Origin of the sequence: Flavobacterium sp. SM15 (genome assembly GCF_022012335.1) — a bacterium.
In the GTDB taxonomy this organism is placed as follows: Bacteria; Bacteroidota; Bacteroidia; order Flavobacteriales; family Flavobacteriaceae; genus Flavobacterium.
This window is the reverse complement of sequence record NZ_JAKLTO010000005.1, coordinates 151978-177643: the sequence shown is the minus strand read 5'-3', so window position 1 is coordinate 177643 and position 25666 is coordinate 151978. Positions and strand designations below refer to the sequence as shown.

At 36.2% G+C, this 25666-nt stretch carries 24 protein-coding genes; 14 read left to right on the top strand and 10 right to left on the bottom strand.

The features are described from left to right. Window positions 1-92: 92 nt before the first annotated feature. Together LZZ90_RS10225 and LZZ90_RS10220 are read left to right on the top strand one after the other, a co-directional pair. Window positions 93-1508 (top strand): T9SS type A sorting domain-containing protein, encoded by a 1416-nt coding sequence (locus LZZ90_RS10225; protein WP_237790599.1) that lies wholly within the window; start codon window positions 93-95, stop codon window positions 1506-1508. A gap of 33 nt (window positions 1509-1541) precedes the next feature. Beyond that, the gene (locus LZZ90_RS10220; RefSeq protein ID WP_237790598.1) at window positions 1542-2309 is read left to right on the top strand and encodes a TIGR02757 family protein; all 768 of its coding nucleotides are present in this window, start codon (window positions 1542-1544) and stop codon (window positions 2307-2309) included. A gap of 43 nt (window positions 2310-2352) precedes the next feature. Here the strand turns inward: LZZ90_RS10220 and LZZ90_RS10215 are convergent, their stop codons facing one another. From LZZ90_RS10215 to LZZ90_RS10200, 4 genes are all read right to left on the bottom strand, one after another. Then, window positions 2353-4638: a cation:proton antiporter gene (locus tag LZZ90_RS10215; protein ID WP_237790597.1), complete on the bottom strand. Its 2286-nt coding sequence runs from the start codon at window positions 4636-4638 to the stop codon at window positions 2353-2355. Window positions 4639-4664: 26 nt separating this feature from the next. Further along, window positions 4665-5084: a hypothetical protein gene (locus tag LZZ90_RS10210; RefSeq protein WP_237790596.1), complete on the bottom strand. Its 420-nt coding sequence runs from the start codon at window positions 5082-5084 to the stop codon at window positions 4665-4667. A 111-nt stretch (window positions 5085-5195) separates the two neighbouring features. Beyond that, complete coding sequence (locus LZZ90_RS10205; protein WP_237790595.1) at window positions 5196-5915, bottom strand: LytTR family DNA-binding domain-containing protein; 720 nt, start codon at window positions 5913-5915, stop codon at window positions 5196-5198. Next, window positions 5881-6561: a sensor histidine kinase gene (locus LZZ90_RS10200; RefSeq protein WP_370640671.1), complete on the bottom strand. Its 681-nt coding sequence runs from the start codon at window positions 6559-6561 to the stop codon at window positions 5881-5883. The genes LZZ90_RS10205 and LZZ90_RS10200 overlap by 35 nt, the downstream gene beginning before the upstream one ends. Window positions 6562-6928: 367 nt before the next feature. Here LZZ90_RS10200 and LZZ90_RS10195 point away from each other — a divergent pair, with 367 nt between their 5' ends. From LZZ90_RS10195 to LZZ90_RS10155, 9 genes are all read left to right on the top strand, one after another. Continuing rightward, entirely contained in the window at window positions 6929-8143 is a 1215-nt protein-coding gene (locus LZZ90_RS10195) for a hypothetical protein (RefSeq protein WP_237790593.1), read from the top strand. Beyond that, window positions 8140-9573 carry a glycosyltransferase gene (locus LZZ90_RS10190; RefSeq protein ID WP_237790592.1) on the top strand — a complete coding sequence of 478 codons (1434 nt, stop codon included), beginning with the start codon at window positions 8140-8142 and terminating at the stop codon, window positions 9571-9573. The genes LZZ90_RS10195 and LZZ90_RS10190 overlap by 4 nt, the downstream gene beginning before the upstream one ends. Beyond that, complete coding sequence (locus LZZ90_RS10185) at window positions 9570-10820, top strand: YaiO family outer membrane beta-barrel protein (protein ID WP_237790591.1); 1251 nt, start codon at window positions 9570-9572, stop codon at window positions 10818-10820. The genes LZZ90_RS10190 and LZZ90_RS10185 overlap by 4 nt, the downstream gene beginning before the upstream one ends. 8 nt (window positions 10821-10828) lie before the next feature. Beyond that, entirely contained in the window at window positions 10829-11200 is a 372-nt protein-coding gene (locus LZZ90_RS10180; protein WP_237790590.1) for a response regulator transcription factor, read from the top strand. A gap of 95 nt (window positions 11201-11295) precedes the next feature. Then, a complete protein-coding gene (locus LZZ90_RS10175; RefSeq protein WP_237790589.1) occupies window positions 11296-12642 on the top strand; it encodes a DEAD/DEAH box helicase in 1347 nt (448 codons plus the stop codon). A gap of 93 nt (window positions 12643-12735) precedes the next feature. Further along, on the top strand, window positions 12736-14664 hold the full coding sequence (locus tag LZZ90_RS10170) for a BatA and WFA domain-containing protein (protein ID WP_237790588.1): 1929 nt from the start codon (window positions 12736-12738) through the stop codon (window positions 14662-14664). Continuing rightward, window positions 14661-15914 carry a dihydroorotase family protein gene (locus LZZ90_RS10165; protein WP_237790587.1) on the top strand — a complete coding sequence of 418 codons (1254 nt, stop codon included), beginning with the start codon at window positions 14661-14663 and terminating at the stop codon, window positions 15912-15914. Before LZZ90_RS10170 ends, LZZ90_RS10165 begins: the two co-directional genes overlap by 4 nt. A gap of 6 nt (window positions 15915-15920) precedes the next feature. Further along, complete coding sequence (locus tag LZZ90_RS10160; RefSeq protein ID WP_237790586.1) at window positions 15921-16247, top strand: DUF4870 domain-containing protein; 327 nt, start codon at window positions 15921-15923, stop codon at window positions 16245-16247. Between the two features lie 6 nt (window positions 16248-16253). Next, window positions 16254-16898 (top strand): alpha/beta hydrolase, encoded by a 645-nt coding sequence (locus tag LZZ90_RS10155; protein WP_237790585.1) that lies wholly within the window; start codon window positions 16254-16256, stop codon window positions 16896-16898. A gap of 40 nt (window positions 16899-16938) precedes the next feature. Here LZZ90_RS10155 and LZZ90_RS10150 read toward each other — a convergent pair whose 3' ends face one another. From LZZ90_RS10150 to LZZ90_RS10140, 3 genes are read right to left on the bottom strand one after another with little or no spacing between them, the layout of a single operon-like run. Then, window positions 16939-17442, bottom strand: a complete 504-nt coding sequence (locus LZZ90_RS10150; RefSeq protein WP_237790584.1) for a hypothetical protein — start codon at window positions 17440-17442, stop codon at window positions 16939-16941. Window positions 17443-17483: 41 nt separating this feature from the next. Then, window positions 17484-17987 carry a hydrolase gene (locus LZZ90_RS10145; protein ID WP_237790583.1) on the bottom strand — a complete coding sequence of 168 codons (504 nt, stop codon included), beginning with the start codon at window positions 17985-17987 and terminating at the stop codon, window positions 17484-17486. Window positions 17988-17991: 4 nt separating this feature from the next. Then, a complete protein-coding gene (locus LZZ90_RS10140; protein ID WP_237790582.1) occupies window positions 17992-18756 on the bottom strand; it encodes an MBL fold metallo-hydrolase in 765 nt (254 codons plus the stop codon). Window positions 18757-18842: 86 nt separating this feature from the next. Between LZZ90_RS10140 and LZZ90_RS10135 the strand changes: the two genes are divergently transcribed. Next, window positions 18843-20309 carry a TonB-dependent receptor gene (locus tag LZZ90_RS10135; RefSeq protein WP_237790581.1) on the top strand — a complete coding sequence of 489 codons (1467 nt, stop codon included), beginning with the start codon at window positions 18843-18845 and terminating at the stop codon, window positions 20307-20309. 58 nt (window positions 20310-20367) lie between these two features. Here the strand turns inward: LZZ90_RS10135 and bcp are convergent, their stop codons facing one another. Further along, a complete protein-coding gene (bcp, locus tag LZZ90_RS10130) occupies window positions 20368-20820 on the bottom strand; it encodes a thioredoxin-dependent thiol peroxidase (RefSeq protein WP_237790580.1) in 453 nt (150 codons plus the stop codon). 120 nt (window positions 20821-20940) lie between these two features. Here bcp and nth point away from each other — a divergent pair, with 120 nt between their 5' ends. Beyond that, window positions 20941-21594: an endonuclease III gene (gene nth, locus LZZ90_RS10125; RefSeq protein WP_237790579.1), complete on the top strand. Its 654-nt coding sequence runs from the start codon at window positions 20941-20943 to the stop codon at window positions 21592-21594. A 35-nt stretch (window positions 21595-21629) separates the two neighbouring features. Here the strand turns inward: nth and LZZ90_RS10120 are convergent, their stop codons facing one another. Both LZZ90_RS10120 and LZZ90_RS10115 read right to left on the bottom strand, forming a co-directional pair. Beyond that, window positions 21630-21773, bottom strand: a complete 144-nt coding sequence (locus LZZ90_RS10120) for a hypothetical protein (protein WP_237790578.1) — start codon at window positions 21771-21773, stop codon at window positions 21630-21632. Window positions 21774-21825: 52 nt separating this feature from the next. After that, window positions 21826-22410: an RNA polymerase sigma factor gene (locus LZZ90_RS10115; protein ID WP_237790577.1), complete on the bottom strand. Its 585-nt coding sequence runs from the start codon at window positions 22408-22410 to the stop codon at window positions 21826-21828. A 325-nt stretch (window positions 22411-22735) separates the two neighbouring features. Between LZZ90_RS10115 and uvrA the strand changes: the two genes are divergently transcribed. Beyond that, window positions 22736-25522 (top strand): excinuclease ABC subunit UvrA, encoded by a 2787-nt coding sequence (uvrA, locus tag LZZ90_RS10110; RefSeq protein WP_237790576.1) that lies wholly within the window; start codon window positions 22736-22738, stop codon window positions 25520-25522. Window positions 25523-25666 lie beyond the last annotated feature (144 nt).

Sequence of the window (25666 nt, the reverse complement as noted above, 5' to 3'; positions counted from 1 at the left end):
ATATATAATCTAAGGAAAACTATAAAAGTTTGATTATCAGTTAACCTATTTTTAGTCAAAAAGTTTATTTTTGTAAAAAAAAACACCTAAAAATGAAAAAAAATTACCTAATAAAAAACCAAGTCTTATTAATAATCTTTTTACTCATAAGCTGTTTTTCATTTTCACAATGCTGGGAATCTGTTTCGCAACGAGGAATTCATTCTGCAGGAATTAAAACCGATGGATCTTTATGGACATGGGGAAACAACATCCATGGACAATTGGGTGATGGAACTTTGGTAAAAAAATCTATTCCGATACAAATTGGCACCGACACCAATTGGAGACAGGTTAGTTGCGGTGAACAACACACAATAGCCTTAAAAACAGATGGAACTTTATGGGTATGGGGAGATAATGGTGACCATCAATTAGGTATAGGCCCAAATCAAGCAGATGTCTTAACACCAACACAATTAGGTACAGATACTAACTGGGATAAAATATGTGAATTAAGCCCTTTCCGATCCTATGCAATAAAAACAGACGGAACACTTTGGGCCTGGGGAAGTGGTTATTTGGGAAACAATCTGAATTACGGAACTGATACCCCTATTCAAATTGGAACTGCAACAAATTGGAAAACAGTTTCATCAGGTTGGAATTTCACTATTGGTCTAAAAACTGACGGAACCTTATGGAGTTGGGGAGATGCTTATAGAGGTGCATTAGGAAATGGTTCCTTTATAAGCTTTGATAGTTCTTTAATTCCAAGGCAAATCGGAACAGATTCCAACTGGAAATCCATATCTACAGGAGACTATCATACTATAGCAACAAAAACCGACGGATCGCTTTACGCTTGGGGATATAATACATTTTTTCAATTAGGAAACAATTCGAATTCTGACAGAAATGTTCCCACCCGAATTGGAACAGCAACAGATTGGGATGTTGTTTATGCTTGTGCTTTTCATTCAATGGCCAAGAAAAATGATGGTACTGTTTGGGCTTGGGGCAACAACTCTCAAGGGCAATTAGGCGTAGACACCTATAGTTACTATAATTATACAGAAGAAGTTCCCATGCAAATTAATGCCTCAACAGATTGGAGCTATCTTGGAGCCGGCTATAATCATACCCTTGGATTAAAAAATGATGGTTCATTATATGCCTGGGGACATCCCAATAATGGTTCTCTCGGAAATGGTAATTTCAATGCCAGCGGAACATCAAGACCAATACTTATAAACAATTGTTCTGCATTAAATACCAATGATTTTGATATTGAGAATCAATTTTCTGTTTATCCAAATCCAACAAATGGTTTTATATCAATAGTATCCAAAGGGTCACAATTACAAAAAATTGAATTTTACGACCTTCAGGGAAGATTAGTTATTACAGAAATAATCAACAATAACAACTTCTCTAAAATAAACATTTCTCATTTGGGAAGCGCAACCTATCTTATGAAAATAACTACTGAGAAAGCAATTACTAATTATAAAATAATCAAAAATTAAAATTCCTAGAAGAGCAAAGTAGTATTTCGCATTATGCTTAACGGATCAGAACTAAAATCCTTTCTCGATGAAAAAGTCGAGTTATACAACCGACCGGATTTTATCGAAAGTGATCCGATACAGATTCCGCATTCCTATTCTTTAAAGGAAGATATTGAAATTGCCGGTTTTTTGGCTTCCGTAATCGCTTGGGGCAATCGTAAAATGATCATCAGAAACGCCCATAAGAAAATGGAACTGATGGGGAATTCGCCTTATGATTTTGTAATGAGTCACAAAGAAAAAGACCTGGAACCGCTGCATAATTTTGTACACCGAACTTTTAACGGTCTGGATTTTGTTGGGTTTATCAAAAGCTTGCAAAACATATACACGAATCATGGTGGTTTAGAAGCCGTTTTTGCCAAACATCAGGAAGAAAATTCCATGCAGAAAAGCATTTCCGAGTTCAAAAAAATCTTCTTCGAAATCAATCATTTAACCCGAACCGAAAAACATTTACCTGATCCTTTAAACGGCTCGGCAGCCAAGCGCATCAATATGTATTTACGTTGGATGTGCAGACAAGACAACAAAGGCGTGGATTTTGGCATTTGGAAAAGCATTGCACCTTCAAAATTATCATGTCCTTTGGATGTGCATTCAGGTAATGTGGCGCGAAAATTAGAACTGCTTACCCGAAAACAAAACGATGCAAAAGCGCTTTTGGAATTGGATGCAAACCTTCGAAAATTAGATCCCAATGACCCCGTAAAATATGACTTCGCCCTTTTCGGATTAGGCATTTTTGAAGGATTCTGATAAAACAAAAAAGAGAAACCAAAGCTGATTTCTCTTTTCACTGTTAATTCAGGCTTTTATCTGAAATTATCAATGTGGATGGAATATCGGAAAGCCACAAACTTTTCGTTTCCAGTAGCTTTTTCCAACTATCAATGGAGATTATCATCAAATCCTGACTTTTCAAAAAGTCTTTTTCAATTACCCGCTGGTTTTGCAATGTAATGTGATTTGGTGCATTTTGTTCAATCGCCCGAATTTTCTCTTTCATTTCGGCATTATTTTTAATTTGCCCGGCTGCATCCAAAATCACGATTTGAGCTCCCGAATTGTGTATCAGTTTTTGAGCGTAATTGATAAGAACGCTATCTTTCGCATCAAAAACAGGAATGAAAACCCTGTCTGCTTTACTAAAATTCTTATCAATCAAAATACCTACGGGAATAGTTGTTTTGGATAAGATGAATTTGGTTCTGTCGTCAAACGGAGAACTGTCAAAAAGGTTTTCACCTCTGCCTGTTACGGTGTTCAATAATTTCCCCGGATTGATGATTCGTGTGGTAAATCCAAGTAATTTACCTAACAATGTTCCTTCATAAATGGATTCGCCAAGCCCAATCAAAAGTAAATCGTAATCGCCTTTGTTGGCCACCATTGCTATTTCACTGTCAATATCGGTCGATGCTTTGAACAATGTTGTAATTTTTCTGTTCAATACTTCAGACTCATCCACGACTTCTTTAAAACTTTCCTTTTCGTATTCTTCGGTATCGTAATGATGTAATTCATCCACAGGCGTCAGGTGCATACCGGTAAGAACTGCATTGTTGTTAAGTTTTTTTGTTAAATCGTTAGCCAGTTTAAGTAACGTTCTACCGGATTGCGGGCTTGCAAACGAAAACAAGATCTTGTATTTGCTCGTTTGTTTAACTTCTTGCGGAACATCATCCTGCTTCGATTTGAAAATCCAATTGATTAAATCTAAGGCCGGCCCAGTCATAAAGGTAGTTACCAAAGCCATGATTACCATCATCGAAAAGACTTTTGGAGTCAATACACCTAAATCGTAACCGATGTTCAAAACCACCAATTCCATTAAACCTCTGGTGTTCATTAATGCTCCGATAGACAAACTGTCTTTCCAATTCTGACCTACAAATTTTGCGGCTAAGGCACTTCCTAAGAACTTACCTGCAACAGCAACAAGAATAATCAAACCTGTTATCTTCCACAAATATGGATCATTAAGCAATCCGATTTGAGTTCTAAGTCCTGTAAAAACAAAAAATAATGGCAATAATAAAACCAAAGCGACATCTTCGATTTTCTCAATGAACAAACTCCTGAATTTAATATTTTCAGGCATGATGGCTCCGGTCATAAAAGCTCCGAACAAAGCGTGAATACCAATTACTTCTGTAGCATAAGCCGAAATAATCAAGGTTAAAAAGAAAATCGCAACAACCGGTTTGCTCATACTTTCTTTTGAAGCGTGCAAATCCCCCACTCGTTTTAAAAATGGGCGCACTACTTTTATCATTAAAAGAACATAGGTAACCGCCATCAAAATCGTATAGAAAGAACTTACTACGGAACCCGCTTTTACAATGGCAATAACGGCAGCCAAAATACACCATGCCGTTATATCATCGGCAGCGGCGCAGGTAATTACAACTGTTCCCAGTTTGGTTTTATTGATGTTTCGTTCCTGAACAATTCGCGCCAAAACCGGAAATGCCGTTATACTCATCGCAATTCCCATGAACAATCCGAAGGATAAAAACTGAACGCCTTCAGGAGCAAAAGACTGGTAAATGAAATACGCCAATCCCATTCCTAAAGCAAACGGAATGATGATACTGGCATGACTGATTACCACCGCATCATGTGCCTTGTTTTTCAAAATTTTCAGATCCAGCTCCATCCCGACGATGAACATGAAAAGGATCAACCCGATCTGGCTCAAGAATTTTAAATTCCCAAGTGATTCTTCAGGAAAAAAGATAGCAGAGAATTCAGGAAAATACATGCCAACCAAGGAAGGACCAAGTACAATACCGGCGATCATTTCTCCAATTACAGTAGGTTGCCCTATTTTGGTGCAAATCCATCCGAATAACTTAGCAACCAAAACAATAGTTACAATCTGAGCTAACAATACAGCCAGCGGATGCTGAAAATTATGAGTTAACGCTTCTATGAAACTTTCCCATTGGTTTTTTTCTGTAACTATGGCTTTGATGTTTTTACCTGATTCAAGTTTTGTTCCGAATTCTATGATCCAGTACATCAAAACTGAAAAGAGACTTATGATACCAACATAAAAAAAGCTGTTTTTGAATTTTTTCATGGATACAATTTTAAATAATTTTTGATTTAACTTTTTAAACGAATTCCTAAACCGATGCCTATGTTCCATTTTCCATCGGATGCAGCGGTTTTAGTATTATAGTACATCGGCAACTGAAACGCTATTTTTTTATAACAATAGGTAAGTCCAACTCCCAAACTTGGCGTGATTGTGGAATTTTTTGGGGTTTTATTATCCTCTTTTATTCGTAAAGAAGGTAACATCCCTAACATAATTTTAGAACTGTTATAACTCCAGTTGATGTTTGGTCCGGTGAAATTCAGAAAGGCTCCTTTATCTACGTAACCAGCAATTATCATTCCGTCGTAGGCAGCAAATTTCACTTTATGTTCGATTGTTTTCAGTTCGATTGTTTTCTGCTGCTGAGCCTGCATCGGAAGCTGTTGCAAGGCAAATAAAAATAGAGCCGTCAAATAAAACTTCATTATTCATTTGATTAAATTCAATACAAAAATGAATCTAATTATTTCGCAAAAAACAGGCTCGAAGTAAATTCGAATAAAAATGTAACGAAACGGAGAAAATCGGTAACGAAATTAAAGCTTCACTTTGGCTATGAAATCATTTCGGTAGGTTTCGCTCAAAGTCAGTTTTAAATTATTTCCTGAAGACAATTGCAGGTTAGTGATGATTTCATCAAAAGAAAACACCTGAACTGTCTTTAGTGCAATAATTTCTTTTTTGTTGATTCGCACAAAATTGTTCTGAGGAAGCACCTGCAGCAATTTATCAAACGAGATGTTCTTAAGTGTAATTATTGTGCCATCCAAAAGTTGAAGAATTTTATCCCTGCTGTCAATTTCCGAAACCTTTATATAGCAAAGCTGATTAAAAAAAATAAGCGCTTTACCTTTATCGGTATTAAGTTGAATGAATTCCTTTTCTTCCTTTTTAGAATCCAAACGGCTTTTAGCTTTAGAAATTGCTTGTTGCAAACGCTCCATTTTTATTGGCTTACGAACATAATCCACTGCATCGATATCGTAGGCTTCTGCAGCATATTCTTTATAGGCAGTAGTGAAAATAATCGGCTTACCGTTTAACAGATTTGCCACCTGCAAACCATTCATTTCCGGCATTTCAATATCCATGATGCACAAATCAAAATTCAGATCCGGCATTTCTTTTAAAAAAGTTGCGGGGTTGTTAAAGGCTTTAACCACCTCCAAGTCAGCAATTTGTTCGCAAAGCATTTTCAGATAGGTTAGCCCGGGCAGTTCATCATCCAGCAACAAGCATTTTATTTTTGTGTTCAAGCAGATTGATTTTTAAATGAGCAAAATGTACATCGTCTTCGATAAACTTATCGAGTTTGAAATTGTCTTTGTAAATGATTCGCAATCTTTGTTCTAAGGTTTCCGCTCCTATCCCACTTTTGTCTTTTTTGATTGGAATCTTTTTTGACATTTTATTAGACACGGTTAATGAAAACGAATTGTTCCTGAATTCAAAAACGATGGAAATAAACGCATCTTCACTCTGCAAATCGGCATGTTTAAACGCATTTTCAATCAAATCGATGGAAATTAACGGGGCTAATAATCGTTGCTCGTAAAGCAGTTCCGATTCATCAATTTTCGTTTTAACTTTCAATTCAAAAAGCGGGCTAAGCTTTATTTTATTGATTTCGATAAGATTAAGTGCAAAATCGATTTCTTCTTTGGGCGTCACGAATTTATTCTTGCTCTCGTATAAAATAAAATCCAGCACATTGGCCAGTTTATCCAAGGCAAAATAAGTTTGATAAGCGTGTGATTGTATCGAATTCAAGATGTTTTTAAACAAATGGGGATTTAACCGTGATTCAAGATTTTCAAGCTGCAGCGAATTAATTTGTCCTTCCAGTTGTTGAAATTTATATTCTGTCGCCTCTTCGTTTTTTTGGGTTTTCAGGAGTCTCATAACCAAATAAACAACCAAAATTAAAAGCAAGATACTAATACCAAGTATAGTATAAAAAAACCCAACCGATATGTAACTTCCTGAATTCATGCTGATTTGTTCTATAAAACGAAAAAAAACAGTTCTGATTATGGTTCCAAATATACTAATATCTCTTTCAGGAAGTTTAAAAAAAGCTTTGTAATCAATTTATCACAACAGACACAATTAAAACAACGGTTTTGACAAATTCTAACTAAAATTAATTTTTTATTAGAAATTATTCAAAATTAAACCTACATTCGCACTGTTTTTATATTTTTTCCATACAAATCCCCCAAATCTGTTATGAAAACCTATAATATAAACACAATTTGTTATTTTTTTGATGTTTCATTTATTGAACGACTATTCAGAAGGTCATAAGCTTATAAAAATTCCAGAAACAGCTTTAGAAATTTTTAAACTACCAATTGAAAAATTTAACAGCTTAAAACCTACTTTTTTTCAACAGTATTTAAACGCCGGATTTATATATATTTTTTTAAAAATTATTGTAATTCCTGTCATTATTCTGGTAATTCTTCTTCTGATACTATCCTTACTAAGTAATCGTTACAAATCTGAACAACTGGATTTTAAGAAGAAAAAAATCGATGCAACCTTAAACGATTTTCTTACCGAGCTAATTTTTAGTGATTTTAATACTGAAGAAATAAAACAGAAAATAGCAGAATTTAAAGGAACTATTCCTTATCAGGAAAAATGGTGCCGCTACTTGATTCTTAACAAGTTAATTCAATTTAAGCAAAACCTTCACGGCTTCGATCAAAATCGGATTTTACTCATTTATAAATATTTTGACTTACAACAATACAGTCAGCGTTTACTGAATGACAAACGCTGGTATTTTAAATCATTAGGGATTTATCATTATCAGGTACTCGATTATAAAATCAAGAAAGGGCACATGAAATCGTTTCTGAAAAGCAAAAACAAATACCTGCGTTCCAACGCTTTAGTTGCTGTAATCGCTTTGTCGGATGAAAAATTCGGAGTTCTTGACAATTATCAGGATAGAATTTCAAGGGCTGATGAACTGAAAATACTCGACATCATTTATCAGAAGCAATCCGAAGTACCAGAAAACATAGAACTATGGCTTCAACATAAAAACAACTCGATCGTACTTTTAGCTCTAAAATTGGTCATTCGTTACAAAGTTAACCTAAACCTTTCCCAGATTACCTATTTATTGATGCACGACGACGCTTTAGTAAGGAAAGAAACGCTTTTAGCGATCCGTGAATTGAAAATTGTTCAGGCAAACCAACTGCTCCTAGCCCATTATTCGAAAGAGAACCACAAACGAAACAGAATTTCATGCCTGAAAACTCTTGGTGTAATTGGTAACGATGAAACTTTGGAATTTGCTCAAACACTTCTTCCAGAGGAAAACGATCTGGAAATTAAGTTTGAACTGGTGAGCTGTATTCATAAGTTGGATGCATTCTTTTTCGATGATTATACCATTGAAGATTTAAACCAAAAGAGCCTCATTCATAAAATTGCGCTACATGTTAAAAACCCTTACCTGAATTGAAAACCATAGAATCCTTTATAAAAAATTACGAACTTTTTTCTGCTTATTATTCCATAAGCTATGTCACGATATATTTGATCTTAGCGGTTTTTTCCTATCTGGCAATTAAGAAATACTATAATTCAAAATATTATCTGCATAAAGATGTACTGATAAAGTCAAATCACACCATTGGTGTTTCCGTAATAGCACCTGCCTTTAACGAAGCGGCTACAATAGTTTTTAATGTTAAATCACTACTTGCCCAGGTATATCCGAAATTTGAAGTCATTATCATAAACGACGGAAGTACAGACAACTCTCTCGAATTACTTATTGAGGAATTTAGCTTGATCAAAGTAGATTTTTTTTATCAGGAGAAAATCAAAACAAAACCGGTAAGAGGCCACTACAAATCTACAAACCCGATTTATTCAAAACTTTTGGTAGTTGATAAAATAAACGGAAACAGTAAAGCAGATGCATCCAATGCCGGAATCAATTCTGCAAAATACTCACTTTTCTTGTGTACCGATGTGGATTGCATATTAAGAAAAGATACTATAGCGATGCTGGCAAAACCATTTATTGAAAACACTGAGAAAGTCATTGCTTCGGGAGCGACCATTAGAATTTCAAATTCTTGTGAATTCAAGGACGGGGAACTCTACCAGTCGCATTATCCGGATAATTTCTTTTCGCGTTTTCAGGAGCTGGAATACATCCGCGCGTTTATTTTCGGACGAATGGCCTGGAGCCGAATGAACAGTTTGCTTTTAGTTTCCGGAGGCTTGGGAATGTTCGACAAAGAAACAGTTATTAAAGTTGGCGGGTATTGGCACAAATCTTTAGGTGAAGATATTGAGCTGATTACGCGTATGCGCAAATACATGCACCAGAAAAAAGAACACTTCCTTATCAAGTATATTCCGGAAACACTTTGCTGGACGGAAGTTCCCAGTACGATGGAACTTTTCATGAAGCAACGGACCCGTTGGTCAAGAGGACTTATCCAAACTTTATGGCTTCACAAGAAAGTGTTTTTCAACCCGAAATATGGAAGAACCGGTATGTTTGCCTTTCCTTATTTTGTACTTTTTGAATTTGCCGTACCTATTTTAGAACTTATCGGAATTATTGTTCTGATTTTGGATATGTTATTTTTTGAAATCAATTATGATTTTCTATTAATTGTCAGTGTGTTCATCTATTTATTTTACACTACAATCACTTTAATTTCCGTGTTATTGGACCAATTGCTGTACAGGCATTATTCAAATATCAAAGAGATTGCCACACTAATTGCAATGGTTTTTATCGAACCTTTTGTTTACCACCCGATTAACGTATATGCTTCATTAAAAGGTTATTGGAATTTCATTGCCAGAAGAAAACAAAAATGGGGAATAATGTCGCGCAAAGGATTTATTAACTCAACTCAGCAATCGTGAAAAGAATCGTAGTTTTTATCGTTTTAAATATTCTTTGGACTGCTAATTTACAGGCTCAAAAGATTGATACAGACAGCCTTTTAACAGAAGCTTCAAAGCAATTCAACATCCAAAAAGATGCTTCTAAAACCCTTAAATTGGCTCACATCGGAATCAAAAATGCTCCGGATTATCTCGATTTTCACTTACTTTTAGGAAGAGTGCATTTGCAAAACAAAACTAGTGACAGCGCGCGTTATTACTTTAACCATGTTATCAATAAAAACCCGAAATACAAAGACGCTTTTCTGTATTTGTCCAAATTAGAACTGGAACAGAAAAACGATGAAAACGCAAATACAACCATCGATAAAGCACTAACGTTCTATCCCGAAGAAAAAGAATTTTATCTGTTGAAATCTGATGCAATTCGTTTAAAAAACAACGATGAACAAACGATTTCCTATCTTTCTTATTTAGCCGAAAAATTCCCGGAAGACCAACGTTTCAAAAACGAAATCACGGAACTGAAACTCAAAACAAATTCCGACCGCTTCGGCTTCAATTACAATTACACCACTTTCAGTAGAGATGGTGTTGGTCCTTGGCATTTGGTTGGTTTACAATACATTCGCGAACGCAAAAAACTAACACTTATCGGTCGTATTAATTATGCCGACAGACGCTCATTTGGTGAAAGCATAAATTCCGGATTGCAATACGAATTTGAAACGTATTTCCTGAACGGGCCAAAAAGCTACTCTTTTGCGAATATTGCCGTTAGTGATGAAACCGTTTTCCCAAAATTACGCCTTGCTTACTCCTATTTCCATAATTTAGGAAAAGGATGGGAAGGTGATTTAGGCATCCGATACACCAAAACAAGCGATAAAGAATTATACGCAGGAGTTATAGGAATCGGAAAATATGTGGGTTCATTCTGGCTTAACCTGAAATCGTATTTACAATGGGACAATGATAAACTGTACCCTGCTTTTACAGCTACTGCTCGTTATTATTTCGATACCAAATACGATTATGCAACGCTTATAACCGGTTACGGAACTTCTCCCGACGAGCGCGTAACCTTAGGGCAGTTCCAACAACGCATCACCTTAAATTCATACCGCTTTGGAGCCGGATATTACAAATTGCTGTGGCAACATTATTGTGTAGGAGTACAAGGAATGTACAACCGTCAGGAATATTCGCCTAACAATTTTCAGAATGAATACGATTTGTTTTTAACCTTTCACTATAAATTTTAAAACAACCAATGAAAAAAATCCTAATTATCGACGATGATATGATTGTCATCAACATTCTGGACTTTCTGCTGAAAAAAGAAGGTTTCGAAACACATACCGCCAGTAATGGTATCGAAGGCATTGAAAAAATCAGTCAAATAAACCCCGATTTGATTATTACCGATATCATGATGCCTTACAAATCCGGATTAGAAATCACCCTTTTTGCCAAAACAAATTATCCTACTACCCCAATTTTAATGGTTTCCACGCTGGGAAAAGAAGATCAAACCGTAATTGAAGTATTCAATTTAGGTGTGGACGAATTTGTAGCCAAACCATTTGATCCGATACAACTGGTAAACAAAGTCAAACAATTATTGCAACTGAATTTGGTATAAAACTACTTTCGTTTTTAACGCTAAAACTCCTCAACTGAATCCTAAACAAGGATAACTGGCTCAGAAATTGTATCTTTGCCCAAAATATCCGTTTTATGAGCAGTTTTGAGCAATTTAACCTACCGAAATCATTACAGAAAGCAATCGATGAAATCGGTTTAACCACGCCTACTCCTATTCAGGAACGATCATTTCCTGTAATCATGTCGGGCCGTGATGTAATGGGTATTGCCCAAACGGGAACCGGTAAAACCTATGCGTACCTGCTTCCCATCTTAAAACAATGGAAATTTACACCAACGCACACTCCGAAAGTGGTCATCATCGTACCAACCCGCGAATTAGTAGTGCAAGTAGCCGAAGAAGTTGAAAAACTAACCAAATACATGTCTGTTCGTGTTTTGGGTATTTACGGAGGTGTGAACATCAATACACAAAAAACCTCTGTATATCAAGGTGTTGATATTTTAGTAGGAACTCCGGGCCGTATGATGGATTTGGCTTTGGACAATGTGGTTCGTTTTGATGAAATGCAGAAATTGGTTATTGATGAATTTGATGAAATCCTGAATTTAGGTTTTAGATTTCAGATTACCTCCATCCTTTCCATGATGCGTCCCAAACGTCAGAACATTTTGTTTTCCGCAACCATGACCGATGAAGTGGACGAGCTTTTGGACGAATACTTTGATTTTCCTGAAGAAGTTTCTTTGGCGCAATCCGGAACGCCTTTGGAGAAAATTAAACAGATTGGTTATCACGTTCCTAATTTCCTTACTAAAGTTAACTTACTGAAACATTTACTTACCGAAGATGAAACGATGGAGCGTCTTTTGGTTTTTGTAAACAATAAAAAAGTTGCCGATATTTTGATGGATTTATTAGAAGAAGATTTTCCGGAGCAATTCGGGGTAATCCACTCCAACAAATCGCAAAATTACCGTTTGAACACCATGGCGAGTTTCCAAAACGGAGAAATTAGAGGAATTGTAACTACAGATATCATGGCGCGTGGTTTGGATATTTCCGATATTACCCACGTAATCAACATGCAGTTTTCAGAAGTTCCGGAGCAGTACATCCACAGAATTGGACGTACCGGTCGTGCTGATAAAGACGGAATTGCCATCAGCATGATTGCACCAACAGAGGAAGAATTCCAAGTTGAAGCCGAACTTTTAATGGAAAAAGAACTGGAAATTCTCGAAATCCCAGCTTCCATCAAAATTGAAGAAAAGCGTCTGGAATTTGAAAAAGACAAGAAAAAAGTAAAATTCCTGATGAAAAAAGTGAAACTTGAAGGCGGTGCTGCATTTCACGAAAAGTCTGAGAAAAACAAAAAAGTTAACCTTGGCGGCCCTGGAAAACGTAATCCAAGAAAAACAAAACCAACCAATCGCGGTGTAGAACGAACACGTGCAGCGAAAAGAAAGAAAAAATAGTCTCGGTTTTCAGTCCCTGTTACCAGAAAAACTCAACACTGAGACTGTGACTGAATACTAAAAATGATTATCTTTGAAAAATCTTTAAAATAAATGCAATTCAAACATCCTGAAATTCTGTATTTCCTTTTTCTGTTGGTCATACCAATTTTAGTGCATTTATTTCAGTTACGCCGTTTTAAAAAAGAATATTTTACCAACGTTCGCCTGCTGAAAGAACTCAGTATGCAAACCCGCAAAAGCTCCACTATTAAGAAATGGTTGTTGCTTGTTACACGCTTACTTTTACTTGCCTGCTTAATTTTTGCCTTCGCACAGCCTTTTTTCAAAGCGAAAGACAGTGAGAGTTCCGCCAACGAAATGGTTATTGTTTTGGATAATTCCTTCTCAATGCAGGCCAAAGGAAGTAAAGGTGAATTGCTCAAACGCGCCGTTCAGGATGTATTGGAAAACACTCCTGAAAACCAACGTTTTTCATTGGTAACTTGTACCGAAACCTTTTGGGATACCGACATTAAATCAATTCAAAAGGAGTTACAGAATTTAAAATACAGCTCAACTCCTTTTCAATTAGATTTTCTTCTGACTAAAATCGAAACGAAAAAACACAACCATCCGCTTGATATTGTTGTGGTTACCGATGCAATTGGTACCAACCAGAAGGGCTTTGACAAATTATCCCAACACAAATCGGTTTACGCTTTGCTTCCGGCCGCGGAAAATAAAACCAATGTAAGTATTGATAAGGTTTCCATCAGTCAGCATTTGGAAAATTTTTACCAGATCAAAGTAGATGTTTCGGTTTACGGCGAAGGTAAAAACGAAATCCCAATGTCTGTTTTTGATGGTAAAAACCTGATTGCTAAAACTGTAATCCAAACAGAAACCGATAAAAAATCAGTTGCATTTACACTACCAAAGAAAGATTTCCACGGATATGTTTCCATCGAAGATAATAGTTTAACATATGACAACAGCTATTATTTCAGCATTTCAAAACCTGAAAAATCAAATGTTACCGTAATTGGTGAAGCATCTAAAAACGATTTTCTTTCCCGAATATATACTGCAGACGAATTCAATTTTACTAATTCAGACTTAAGTTCCCTGAATTACAATTCTATTGATAATCAAGACGCTGTGGTTTTAAATGAGCTAAAAGAAATTCCACAATCTCTTGGAACCACCTTAAAAGATTTTTATGCCAAAGGTGGAAATGTAGTACTGATTCCTTCTTCAGAAAGTTCTGCTCAAAACATTAATGATTTTTTAAGTAATTTCAGCGGAGTAAAAATTGGGACGCTACAAAATCAGGAAAAACAGATAACCAAAATTGCATTCAGTCATCCATTGTACCAAACGGTTTTCGAGAAAAAAACAGAGAATTTCCAATACCCGAAAGTAAGTTCCTTATTTACCTTCAGCGGAAACCTTTCGCCTATTTTAAGCTTTGCCGATCAGTCTTTTTTCTTAGGCTCGACAACAAATAAGATTGGAGCTTTTTATCTTTTTTCTGCACCGATAAACAAAACAAACAGCAATTTTCAAAATTCCCCATTAATTGTTCCGACGTTTTACAACATGGCGCAAAACAACATGAAAACGGGAATTTCTGCTTATACAATCGGAGAAAATCAAAACCTTATTTTAGACGTTTTACTCTCAAAAGACGAAGTGGTCACAATTGCAAACCAAACGTCTGATTTCATTCCGATGCAACAAATCCTGAACAACAAAATAAAGCTTTCATTTGGTGATTACCCATCAGTTTCAGGGAATTTCTCCGTGATGAAAAATAAAGAAAACCTTAAAAACATCAGCTTTAATTACCCGAGAACTGAGAGTGATTTAAGCCTTGACAACACCAACTTATTTGATGATTTTACTTCTGTGAATTCGGTAGCTACAGTTTTTGACGATATTCATTCGTCACGAACCGGTAACGAAATCTGGAAGTATTTCATTATTGCAACACTACTATTTTTACTACTTGAACTACTAATCCAAAAATTCGTAAAATGAACGTAATTTTTAAAAACGCAACTGTATTAGATAACCAAAGTCCGTTTCACAATAAAAAAGCAGACCTTAAAATCGAAAATGGAATCATTAAAGAAATTGGCTTAAATATCACGGCTGGTAATGATTTCAAAGTTGTGGAATTAGAGAATTTACATATTTCACAAGGTTGGTTCGATTCTTCAGTTTCTTTTGGCGAACCGGGTTTTGAAGACCGTGAAACCATTGCAAACGGATTGAACACAGCGGCTAAAAGCGGTTTTACCGATGTTGCTTTACAACCCAATTCTTTTCCCATTATAGACAATCAATCTCAAGTAAGCTTTGTACTGAATAAAGCCAACGGGTTTGCAACAGCATTACATCCGATCGGTGCATTCACTAAAAACAGCGACGGAACTGATTTGGCCGAAATGTTCGACATGAAAAACGCCGGAGCAATTGCTTTCGGTGATTACACTAAAAATTTAGATAACGCCAATCTGTTAAAAATCGGATTACAGTACGTTCAGGATTTTGACGGTTTGGTAGTCGCCTATTGCCAAGACAAAACCATAAAAGGAAACGGTGTGGTTCATGAGGGATTGGTAAGCACAAGACTAGGACTTAAAGGAATTCCTTCTTTAGCCGAAGAACTTGAAGTGGCACGAAACCTTTTCTTATTAGAATATACCGGTGGAAAATTGCATATTCCAACTATTTCATCTGCAAAATCGGTAGAATTGATTAAAGCGGCAAAAGCTAAAAGTTTGAACGTAACCTGTTCGGTAGCGGTTCACAATTTGGTATTGACTGATGAAGTCTTGACCGGATTCGATTCAAGATACAAAGTAACACCGCCATTACGCGATGAAAACCACAGAAAAGCATTGATTCAAGGCGTTTTGGATGGAACCATTGACATGATTACTTCCGATCACAATCCTATGGACGTCGAATTGAAAAAGATGGAATTCGATAACGCCAAAAACGGAACCATTGGTTTGGAAAGTGCTTTCGGAGCCTTACAAAATGTTTTGCCTGTTGAGACTATCATCGAAAAACTTACCAATGGAAAATCTGTTTTCGGAATTGAAAAATTAACCATCAAAGAAGGTAACAAAGCCTCTTTATCCTTATTTACCACAGACGGAAACTGGGAATTTACAAAAGAAAACATCTTATCAAAATCTAAAAATTCGGCCTTTTTAGGACAACCTATGAAAGGTAAAGTCTATGGAATTTACAATAACGGACAATTAATCTTAAACTAATTCGTCATGGAAAACAATACAGTTGAAGAAGGAAAAACAACCGCAATCATAAGTTATATCACCATTATCGGAACATTGATTGCAATTTTAATGAACAACGAAAAGAAAAACCCTTTCGCTTCGTTTCACAACCGCCAGGCATTGGGAATCAATCTGATGTTTTACATTATTGGCTACTTTGTTGGTTATTTTGACAGCTGGGCCATTACAATTCCATTCTATGTTTTTTGTGTTGTTCTTTGGGTTTTTGGATTCGTTGGTGCAGTACAAGGCGAACAGAAAATCACACCATTAGTTGGAAATTATTTTCAGGATTGGTTTAAAAATTTATAATTGAACATGAATTTATCTTTATATCATCTGGTTAGAGAACCAAAAATCAAATTAGAAAAAAATCCGTTGTTGCTTTTATTGCACGGTTATGGAAGTAATGAAGAAGATTTATTTTCCTTTGCCAGTGAATTACCGGAAGAATATTATGTGATTTCGGCTCGCGCACCTTATTCGCTTCCACCTTATGGAAATGCTTGGTATGCCATTCATTTTGATGCGGATGAAAACAAGTTCTCAGACAATGATCAAGCCAGAGAATCCCGTGATTTAATTGCTTCATTTATTGATGAACTGACTGCAAATTATCCAATTGATAAAAATAATGTTACGTTAATCGGTTTCAGTCAGGGATCAATTTTAAGTTATGCTGTTGCGCTTTCCTATCCGGAAAAAGTGCAGCGTGTGGTAGCTTTAAGTGGTTATTTGAATTTAGACATTATTGACGAAAATTTCAGAAATAACGCTATTTCAAATTTAAGGTTCTTTATTTCCCACGGAAGTGTCGATCAGGTAATCCCAGTAGATTGGGCCAGAAAAGCACCCGAGTTTTTAAAAGAATTAGGCTTGGATGTAATTTACAAAGAATATCCCGTAGGACATGGTGTCGCTCCACAGAATTTCTATGATTTCAAAAACTGGTTGCAGTCCTAAAAAACATAAAAAATCCCGCTCTTGTAAGCGGGATTTTTATTTATTCCCCAGTATCACTACCGGTAAATTTCTTTTCTTTTGCAATGGCCGAAACGTATTGAATTTTTCCGGATTTCTTTAAAACATAACCTTTCCATGATTCCAGCATCCAATCTTCATGAAGATACGGCTTTCCTTCAGCTTCACGTTGCAGCAGCACCGATTTGGTTTCGTTTGGAAGAAATAGTTCGGCCACGTTTTTATCATTACTGAAAACAATATAGGCATTTAAAGTAGCCTGTTCGTTATCCTCTTCGGAGGCTTCCGCCTGATCTTTATAAGGAGCTAGCCGGTAACCTTCTTCAAAAACACGGATACAACCTTTGCGAACTTCCGACCACATATAACCTGCCGAAGTTACACATCCTTTATCATCTTTATCATTACCTACAACAACTGTATTTTGTTTCATGATTACTTCGTCGTCTTTACTGTGATCTTTAAGGATAAAATCACACGAAGTGAACAAAAAAGCTGCTGCTGCTATTTGTAAAGCTATTCTCATTTGGTATAGTTAAGCTAATTTAAAACTAAAATACTACAATTTTATTGTTCGATTTTAATTTTAGAATGTAAAATCGTTTCAATGGTCTCAAAATCCGTTGGTTTGTTCTCATTTACAAAATATTTGATTAGAATTTCACCTCTTAAATTACCGGAATAGACATCTGCAATAATCCAACGATGGTTAAGAATCTTGATTTTATTAATGATGAATTTGTTGCCATCAACTGGATCATAAGGAACCAGACGATTACCTTCTTTGGCATCGTTCATGGCCATTAATTCAGATTTAATTTTTTCCGAAAGCTGATTAATATCGTAATTCGAAAAATAATTGATGGATTCGTCGTTGGTTTCCAAAGCAAAATAATTGGCGTCCAGCATATTGTTGTAATAAATATTGGACGAATCCCTAACCGTTTGGATTTTGGCTTTGGCATTTTCAATTTCCTTTATTTGGGTTTTCAGGATTTTTGTAGAATTCATGTACTGAAATACATTCAGCAACAACGAAAGAATAAATAAATATAAAATTGCTTTTTTCATAAAATTAAATAGTAATTTCTAAATTATCATAAGCCAAAAACACATTCTCAGGAAGATTTTTTTCAACTTCTTCATGGAATCCCAAGTTATGACTGATGTGGGTAAAATAAGCTCTTTCAGGTTGGATAAGCGCCACAAAATCAAGCGCTTCCTCTAAATTAAAATGGGTTGAATGTGGTTCTTCACGTAAAGCGTTAACCACTAGAGTTTTTACGCCTTTAAGCTTTTCAATTTCACGCTGGTCAATGGTTTTCACATCGGTTAAATAGGCAAAATCATCAATTCGAAAACCAAAAACGTCTAAATTTCCATGCCAAACCTTTATTGGAACAGCTGTTTTATTTCCTATAGAAAACGGCTTATCATTCTCAATTTCTACCACTTCAACTGATGGTGCTCCTGGGTAACGGTTCTCCGTTTCAAAAATATAACCGAAGCGGTCTTTCAGACTTTTAACAACGCGTTTATCAGCATAAACCGGAATTGCTCCCTGACGGAAATTAAATGGGCGAATATCGTCAAGTCCGGCGGTATGGTCTGCATGCTCGTGGGTAAAAAGAATGCCGTCCAAATGGTCTGTTTTGGAAACGATCATTTGCTGACGAAAATCGGGTCCGCAGTCAATAACAAAAGAATAATTTTCCCACTGCAACCGCACGGAAACCCTTAAACGTTTGTCTTTAAAATCGTTACTCAAACAAACCGGATGCGTGCTCCCAATTACGGGAATACCTTGCGAGGTTCCGGTTCCTAAAAAATATACTTTCAAAGTTTGTGCTAATTTTTACAAAAATAGGATTATTTATCTTTTGTGAAAATACCTAATTTGTTAACTTTGTCAATATTATCTATTTTATGAAGAATTCCGAAGGAGAAATTATACTAAAAGGCGATCGAGAGATTGAGCACATTCCTGCAATTTCAGACAAAGCTTTACGAATCAATTTAAATAAAAATATTTACGGGACCTTTTCAGAGATTGGTGCCGGACAGGAAACCGTACGCCATTTTTTCCGTGCAGGAGGTTCTTCAGGTACTATTGCCAAAGCGATGTCAGCTTACGACAAAGATTACAGTGACGCAATTTATGGTGTAGAAGATGATGGACGTTACGTAACCGAAAGTCGTTTAAGAAAAATGCTTTCCCATGAAGCGCGTTTAATGGAAGAACGTTTAAACCGCGAAAAACATCCGGACAAAATGTTTTTTAGTTATGCCAATACGGTCGCTACTATTGATTTCGCAAAACAATTCAAAGGACACGGTTGGGTTGGAATCAAATTTCAGGTTGATCCTAATGAAGACTATAACGAAATCATTTTACATATCCGTTTTAAAGAAAATGACTCTAAATTACAACAGGAAACCCTTGGTATTCTTGGAGTTAACCTAATTTACGGAGCTTTTTACAAATACAACGAACCAAAACGTTTATTGCGTTATTTATACGACCACTTAGACAAGGATCAGTTGGAAATTGACACCATCAATTTCTCTGGGCCTCGTTTTGAAGATGTAGACAACCGTTTGATGAGTTTGCAATTGGTTAAAAACGGTATGACCGACGCCGTAATGTTTGGACCTGACGGGCACAATGTATTACCGGCTGCCGTTTTATATAAAAAGAATATTCTTGCCTTACGCGGAAGTTTTCGTCCGGTTACAAAAGTAAACATGGACATGTACGAGAAATCGTTGGAGATGTTTGTTCAGGAGAAAAAGGTAGAAAAAGAAAATACGCTTGTGGTTTTTGAAATTACACTTTCCAACTTGCGTTCGGAAGGAGAAATTGACGAGCGCGACTTTATGGACCGAGCAGAACTACTTTGTTCTTTAGGTCAAACGGTAATGATTTCCAACTTCCAGGAATACTATAAAGTAGTGGAATACTTCTCCGAATACACCAAGGCTCGTATGGGATTGGCCATGGGAGTAAGTAATCTTATCGATATCTTTGACGAGAAATACTACCGTCATTTGAGTGGAGGAATTTTGGAAGCTTTTGGTAAATTATTCTACCGCGATTTGAAAGTATTCTTATATCCGATGGAAGAAAACGGGGAAATTGTAAACTCTCAAAACCTGAAAGTGCATCCGCGTATGAAAGAATTGTACAAATTCTTCGCCTACAACGGAAAAGTAATCGACATTACTGATTTTGATAAAGACCACCTTAAAATTTTCTCGCGAGAGGTTTTAAAAATGATCAGCAAAGGAAAATCGGGATGGGAAGATATGCTTCCGGAAGGTATTGCCGAGCTTATCAAGAAAAATCACTTGTTTGGATTTGGTGAAAAAAAACAACTTGAACAAGCAAATTAATTGTTAACCACATAATTAAAAAAGGGAAACTTGTATAAAGCTTCCCTTTTTTATGGTCTTATTTCAAAATTTGTGAACTGTGTTCCTTTGTTTTTACTTTGGTAATCACCTCTTCAATTATTCCTTTTTCATCAATAATAAAGGTAGTTCTATGGATTCCGTCAAACTCACGGCCCATGAATTTCTTTGGTCCCCAAACACCAAAGGCTTCGATGACTTTTTTGTCTTCATCAGCTAAAAGCGGAAAAGGCAATTCAAACTTATTCTTGAAATTGGATTGTTTTTTTTGTGTATCGGCACTAACTCCTAAAAGCGAATAACCTTTGCTTGTGAACTCAGAATAATTATCTCTCAAATTACAAACTTCAATAGTACAACTTGGTGTGCTGGCTGCCGGATAAAAAAATACAACCAGTTTTTTCCCTTTATAATCGGATAATTTATGTGCAATTCCATCCTGATCAACTGCAGAAAAATTGGGAGCCTTATCGCCTTTTTGTAATGTAGTCATGGTATTTATTTCTTAGTTTTGAATTGCAAAGGTACAAAGTTTCCGAGCATCAAAACTTCCTTAATCTTTAAGATTAAAATAGTATTTTCGTATACCGTAATGATTAACTTGAACTTACAGATGACTAAAGACGAAAAAGTACAATTCGTAATTGACACTTTAAACGAAAAATACCCCGAAATCCCAATACCGCTAGATCATAAAGATGCTTACACATTGCTGATTGCAGTACTGCTTTCGGCACAATGTACTGATGTTCGCGTGAATCAAATTACACCAATTTTATTTGCTAAAGCCGATAATCCGTACGATATGGTAAAGCTTTCTGTAGAAGAAATCAAGGAAATCATCAAACCTTGCGGATTATCACCGATGAAATCAAAAGGAATTCACGGTTTATCACAGATTCTAATCGAAAAACACAATGGAGAAGTTCCACAAAGTTTTGAAGCTTTAGAAGCTTTACCGGCTGTCGGGCATAAAACGGCAAGCGTAGTAATGAGTCAAGCCTTTGGAGTTCCGGCTTTTCCGGTTGATACTCACATTCATAGGTTAATGTATCGATGGAATCTTACTAACGGAAAAAATGTTCAACAAACCGAAAAAGACGCCAAACGCATTTTCCCAAAAGAACTCTGGAACGATTTGCACCTGCAGATTATTTGGTACGGACGAGAATATTCTCCGGCTCGCGGTTGGAATCTGGAGAAAGACATCATTACCAAGACTATAGGAAGAAAATCAGTACTTGAAGAATACTATAAAACGAAATAAAAAATGCCCCGAAATTATCATCTCGGGGCATTTTCCTAATTAGCAATGTTCTCAAAAGTAAAGTCTCCTACTTTTGTAATGCTCAAAGCTTTAGAATAATTGAGCAAAAAACTTACTGTTTCTTTTTTAGGTGACATTTTTGGAGTTGCTTTTTTCTTCTTAGAGTAGAGTTTTGCCATTTTTTTGCATTTAAATTATATAGCAATAACGCAACTCAAATCCAAATATTGTCTAATTGGTCAAAATTATTTGATTTTTTTCAATTACTTTTCTCAGGTTCATTAAAGCGTAACGCATCCTCCCTAAAGCAGTATTGATGCTAACGCCTGTTAAATCTGCAATTTCCTTAAAGCTCAAATCGTCGTAAATTCGCATTACCAAAACTTCTCTTTGATCGTCGGGCAATTCGTTAATTAAACGCTGTAAATCAACCTCAACCTGTTCGGTTATGATCTTACTTTCGATGTTCGGGCTGTTATCAGACATTATTGAAAAAATAGAAAATTCCTCTGTTTCTCGGTTGAAAGGCATTTTCTTGGTTTTTCTGAAATGGTCTACTATCAAATTATGGGAAATACGCATTACCCAAGGAAGGAATTTACCCTCTTCGTTATAGTTTTTTGTCTTTAAAGTTTTAATAACCTTAATAAAAGTGTCCTGAAAGATATCCTCGGTAACATCTCTGTCCGTTACCTTAGAATAAATGAAACCGTAAATCTTAGATTGGTGTCTTTCAATTAATGTAGCTAAAGCATTTTCGTCTCCACCTACATAATTTTTCACTAGGACTGCGTCCGGAAGTACAACATTAGCCATAATAATACCTTTTAGTTTTTGGTTTGGGAATAGTTTTTACAACTCTAAAAAGTATTTTTATTCGATAGGCAAATGTTATTTTTTGATTTAGTGATACCCAAATATAACAATAAATATTTTTAATACACAAATAAAAATTCAAAATTTAACAGATTTTAGTACAATAAACGTAAAAAATCGACGAAAAAACAATCAATAGTTCAAACTAGTCTTTTCTTAACCATACTGATTATAAATAATTTACACCACACCCAATTAATAATTGCTAAACCACAAACATTAAACTTTCGTTTTTGATTATCTTTGCATTTCATCGACTTTTTCTATGAAAACCGACATCACAACACTCGAGCCTAAAAAAAACATTATCATTAAAGGAGCGCAACTTCACAACTTAAAAAATGTGGATGTTGCCATTCCCCGTAATAAACTGGTAGTCATTACCGGGCTTTCCGGCTCGGGAAAATCAAGTTTGGCTTTTGACACCTTATATGCTGAAGGCCAGCGCCGATATGTGGAAAGCTTATCTTCTTATGCCCGTCAGTTTTTAGGACGATTAGACAAACCCAAAGTCGAATACATTAAAGGAATCGCACCGGCTATTGCCATCGAGCAAAAGGTAAATACAACCAATGCGCGTTCAACCGTTGGAACCTCTACAGAAATTTACGATTACCTTAAACTGCTTTATGCTCGAATCGGGAAGACTTTTTCTCCGGTTTCCGGTCTTGAAGTAAAAAAACATACTGTAACCGATGTAATTACTCAGGTAAAAACTTTTGCTTTGGAGAGTAAATGGTTGCTCCTTTCCCCTATTCATTTAGAGGAAGGAAGAGCTTTGGAAGACAAACTAAAAGTTCTGTTACAACAAGGATTTGCTCGTATTTTGGTAAACAACAACATGGTTCGTTTAGACGAGATCGATCAGCATTCCTTAGACAATAAAGATGTACTTCTAATTATTGACCGTATTGTGGTAAAAGAGGAAGAAGAATTCTTTAACCGATTGGCCGATGCTATTCAAACCGCTTTCTATGAAGGAAAAGGCGAATGTTATCTGCAGGAATTAAATACCGACCAAAAATTCACATTCAGCAATAATTTTGAATTGGACGGGATTACGTTTTTGGAGCCTAACATCCATTTATTCAGCTTTAACAATCCATACGGAGCCTGCCCAAAATGTGAAGGCTATGGAAATGTAATCGGTATTGATGAAGAATTAGTAGTTCCAAATACCGCGCTTTCCGTTTATGAAAATGCAATTTATCCTTGGCGCGGCGAGAGCATGGGCTGGTACCGTGATCAGCTGGTGAACAACAGTCATCATTTTGATTTTCCAATTCACAAACCTTATTTTGAATTATCACAACAACACAAAGATTTAATCTGGAAAGGAAACCAGTATTTTGTTGGACTGGACGCTTTCTTTCAGGAATTGGAAGAGAAAAATTATAAAATCCAAAACCGTGTAATGTTGTCGCGTTACCGTGGGAAAACCAAATGTAATGTTTGCAAAGGAAAACGATTACGCGAGGAAGCCAATTATGTTTTAGTTGGAGGCAAAACCATTTCGGATTTAGTGGATTTGCCAATAAAAAACCTGATTACGTTTTTCAAAGACCTGACACTGAATGAATACGACGAAAAAGTAGCCAAACGTCTTTTAATAGAAATCAACAACCGTTTGCGTTTCTTGGATGAAGTTGGATTGAGCTATCTTACCTTAAACCGAAATTCTGCGACGCTTTCCGGTGGTGAATCTCAACGAATTAACCTAGCAACTTCTTTAGGCAGCAGCTTGGTTGGTTCGATGTATATTTTAGACGAACCTAGTATCGGCTTACACCCAAAAGACACTGAACGTTTAATAAAAGTTCTGGAAGATTTGCGCAATTTAGGTAATACCGTAATTGTAGTTGAACACGACGAAGACATTATGAAAGCGGCCGACATGATCATCGATATCGGTCCGGAAGCTGGAACTTTTGGAGGAAAGTTAGTAGCTCAAGGCACTTATGATGAAATTCTTAAAGCAGATTCCTTAACGGCTCAATACCTTAACGGGAGAATGGAAATCGAAGTTCCGAAGAAACGTAGAAAGTACAAAAACCATATTGATGTAATTGGGGCGCGTGAAAACAACCTGAAAAATATCGATGTTACTTTTCCTTTGGAATGTTTAACCGTTATTACCGGGGTTTCCGGTAGTGGAAAAAGTACCTTGGTAAAGAAAATATTGTTCCCAGCCATGCAGAAAAAACTAGAAGGTGTGGGAGAAAAAGCGGGACAATTCACCGATTTAGCCGGTAGTTTTTCACAAATCAAACATATTGAATATGTAGACCAGAACCCGATTGGGAGAAGTTCACGTTCCAATCCGGTAACCTATATTAAAGCGTATGACGACATTCGCGATTTGTTTTCAAAACAGCAATTATCCAAAATGCGCGGATACCAACCCAAACACTTTTCTTTTAATGTGGATGGAGGGCGTTGCGAAACCTGTAAAGGCGACGGTGAAGTAACCATCGAAATGCAATTCATGGCCGATGTACATTTAGAATGTGAAACCTGTGGCGGAAAACGCTTCAAAAAAGAAATTCTGGAAGTAAACTACGAAGGCAAAAACATAGACGATATTTTAACCCTTACCATTGATGATGCCATTGCATTTTTCAATGAGCACAAACAAACCAAAATCACACAGAAATTACAACCTCTTCAGGATGTAGGACTTGGCTATGTTCAGTTAGGACAATCTTCTTCTACACTTTCCGGAGGAGAAGCCCAACGAATTAAACTGGCTTCGTTTCTGGTAAAAGGAGCAACCAAAGAAAAAGCATTATTTGTTTTTGACGAACCCACAACAGGATTGCATTTCCATGATATTAAAAAACTATTGGCTTCCTTTGATGCTTTAATTGAAAAAGGACATTCCATCGTAGTGATTGAACACAATCTTGATTTAATAAAATGTGCGGATTACATCATTGACATCGGTCCTGAAGGAGGAGAAACCGGTGGAAAATTAATGGCTTTCGGAACGCCTGAAGAAGTGGCTAAAAACTCAAAATCAATAACGGGTAAATACCTAAAAGACAAATTGTAAAAGCAAAGCTGCGTGAGGGATGGAAGTGGCATCCTTTTTTAAAGGTCATTGAGGTGTTATACTGAGTTTGTCGAAGTACTCTCGAAATGACCTTTATAAAAAGATACAACGGACAGCCCGACCTGAAAGGGCACGCCCAAATAA

Coding starts and splice junctions, on each gene's coding strand:
- LZZ90_RS10145 (WP_237790583.1), bottom strand. CDS start 17,987: ATGAAAAAAGCAATTTTATATTTATTTATTCTTTCGTTGTTGCTGAAT.
- LZZ90_RS10210 (WP_237790596.1), bottom strand. CDS start 5,084: ATGAAGTTTTATTTGACGGCTCTATTTTTATTTGCCTTGCAACAGCTT.
- bcp (WP_237790580.1), bottom strand. CDS start 20,820: ATGACTACATTACAAAAAGGCGATAAGGCTCCCAATTTTTCTGCAGTT.
- LZZ90_RS10225 (WP_237790599.1), top strand. CDS start 93: ATGAAAAAAAATTACCTAATAAAAAACCAAGTCTTATTAATAATCTTT.
- LZZ90_RS10215 (WP_237790597.1), bottom strand. CDS start 4,638: ATGAAAAAATTCAAAAACAGCTTTTTTTATGTTGGTATCATAAGTCTC.
- LZZ90_RS10135 (WP_237790581.1), top strand. CDS start 18,843: ATGAAGAATTCCGAAGGAGAAATTATACTAAAAGGCGATCGAGAGATT.
- LZZ90_RS10180 (WP_237790590.1), top strand. CDS start 10,829: ATGAAAAAAATCCTAATTATCGACGATGATATGATTGTCATCAACATT.
- LZZ90_RS10195 (WP_237790593.1), top strand. CDS start 6,929: ATGTTTCATTTATTGAACGACTATTCAGAAGGTCATAAGCTTATAAAA.
- uvrA (WP_237790576.1), top strand. CDS start 22,736: ATGAAAACCGACATCACAACACTCGAGCCTAAAAAAAACATTATCATT.
- LZZ90_RS10165 (WP_237790587.1), top strand. CDS start 14,661: ATGAACGTAATTTTTAAAAACGCAACTGTATTAGATAACCAAAGTCCG.
- LZZ90_RS10120 (WP_237790578.1), bottom strand. CDS start 21,773: ATGGCAAAACTCTACTCTAAGAAGAAAAAAGCAACTCCAAAAATGTCA.
- LZZ90_RS10115 (WP_237790577.1), bottom strand. CDS start 22,410: ATGGCTAATGTTGTACTTCCGGACGCAGTCCTAGTGAAAAATTATGTA.
- LZZ90_RS10150 (WP_237790584.1), bottom strand. CDS start 17,442: ATGAGAATAGCTTTACAAATAGCAGCAGCAGCTTTTTTGTTCACTTCG.
- LZZ90_RS10220 (WP_237790598.1), top strand. CDS start 1,542: ATGCTTAACGGATCAGAACTAAAATCCTTTCTCGATGAAAAAGTCGAG.
- LZZ90_RS10200 (WP_370640671.1), bottom strand. CDS start 6,561: ATGAGACTCCTGAAAACCCAAAAAAACGAAGAGGCGACAGAATATAAA.
- nth (WP_237790579.1), top strand. CDS start 20,941: ATGACTAAAGACGAAAAAGTACAATTCGTAATTGACACTTTAAACGAA.
- LZZ90_RS10160 (WP_237790586.1), top strand. CDS start 15,921: ATGGAAAACAATACAGTTGAAGAAGGAAAAACAACCGCAATCATAAGT.
- LZZ90_RS10170 (WP_237790588.1), top strand. CDS start 12,736: ATGCAATTCAAACATCCTGAAATTCTGTATTTCCTTTTTCTGTTGGTC.
- LZZ90_RS10175 (WP_237790589.1), top strand. CDS start 11,296: ATGAGCAGTTTTGAGCAATTTAACCTACCGAAATCATTACAGAAAGCA.
- LZZ90_RS10155 (WP_237790585.1), top strand. CDS start 16,254: ATGAATTTATCTTTATATCATCTGGTTAGAGAACCAAAAATCAAATTA.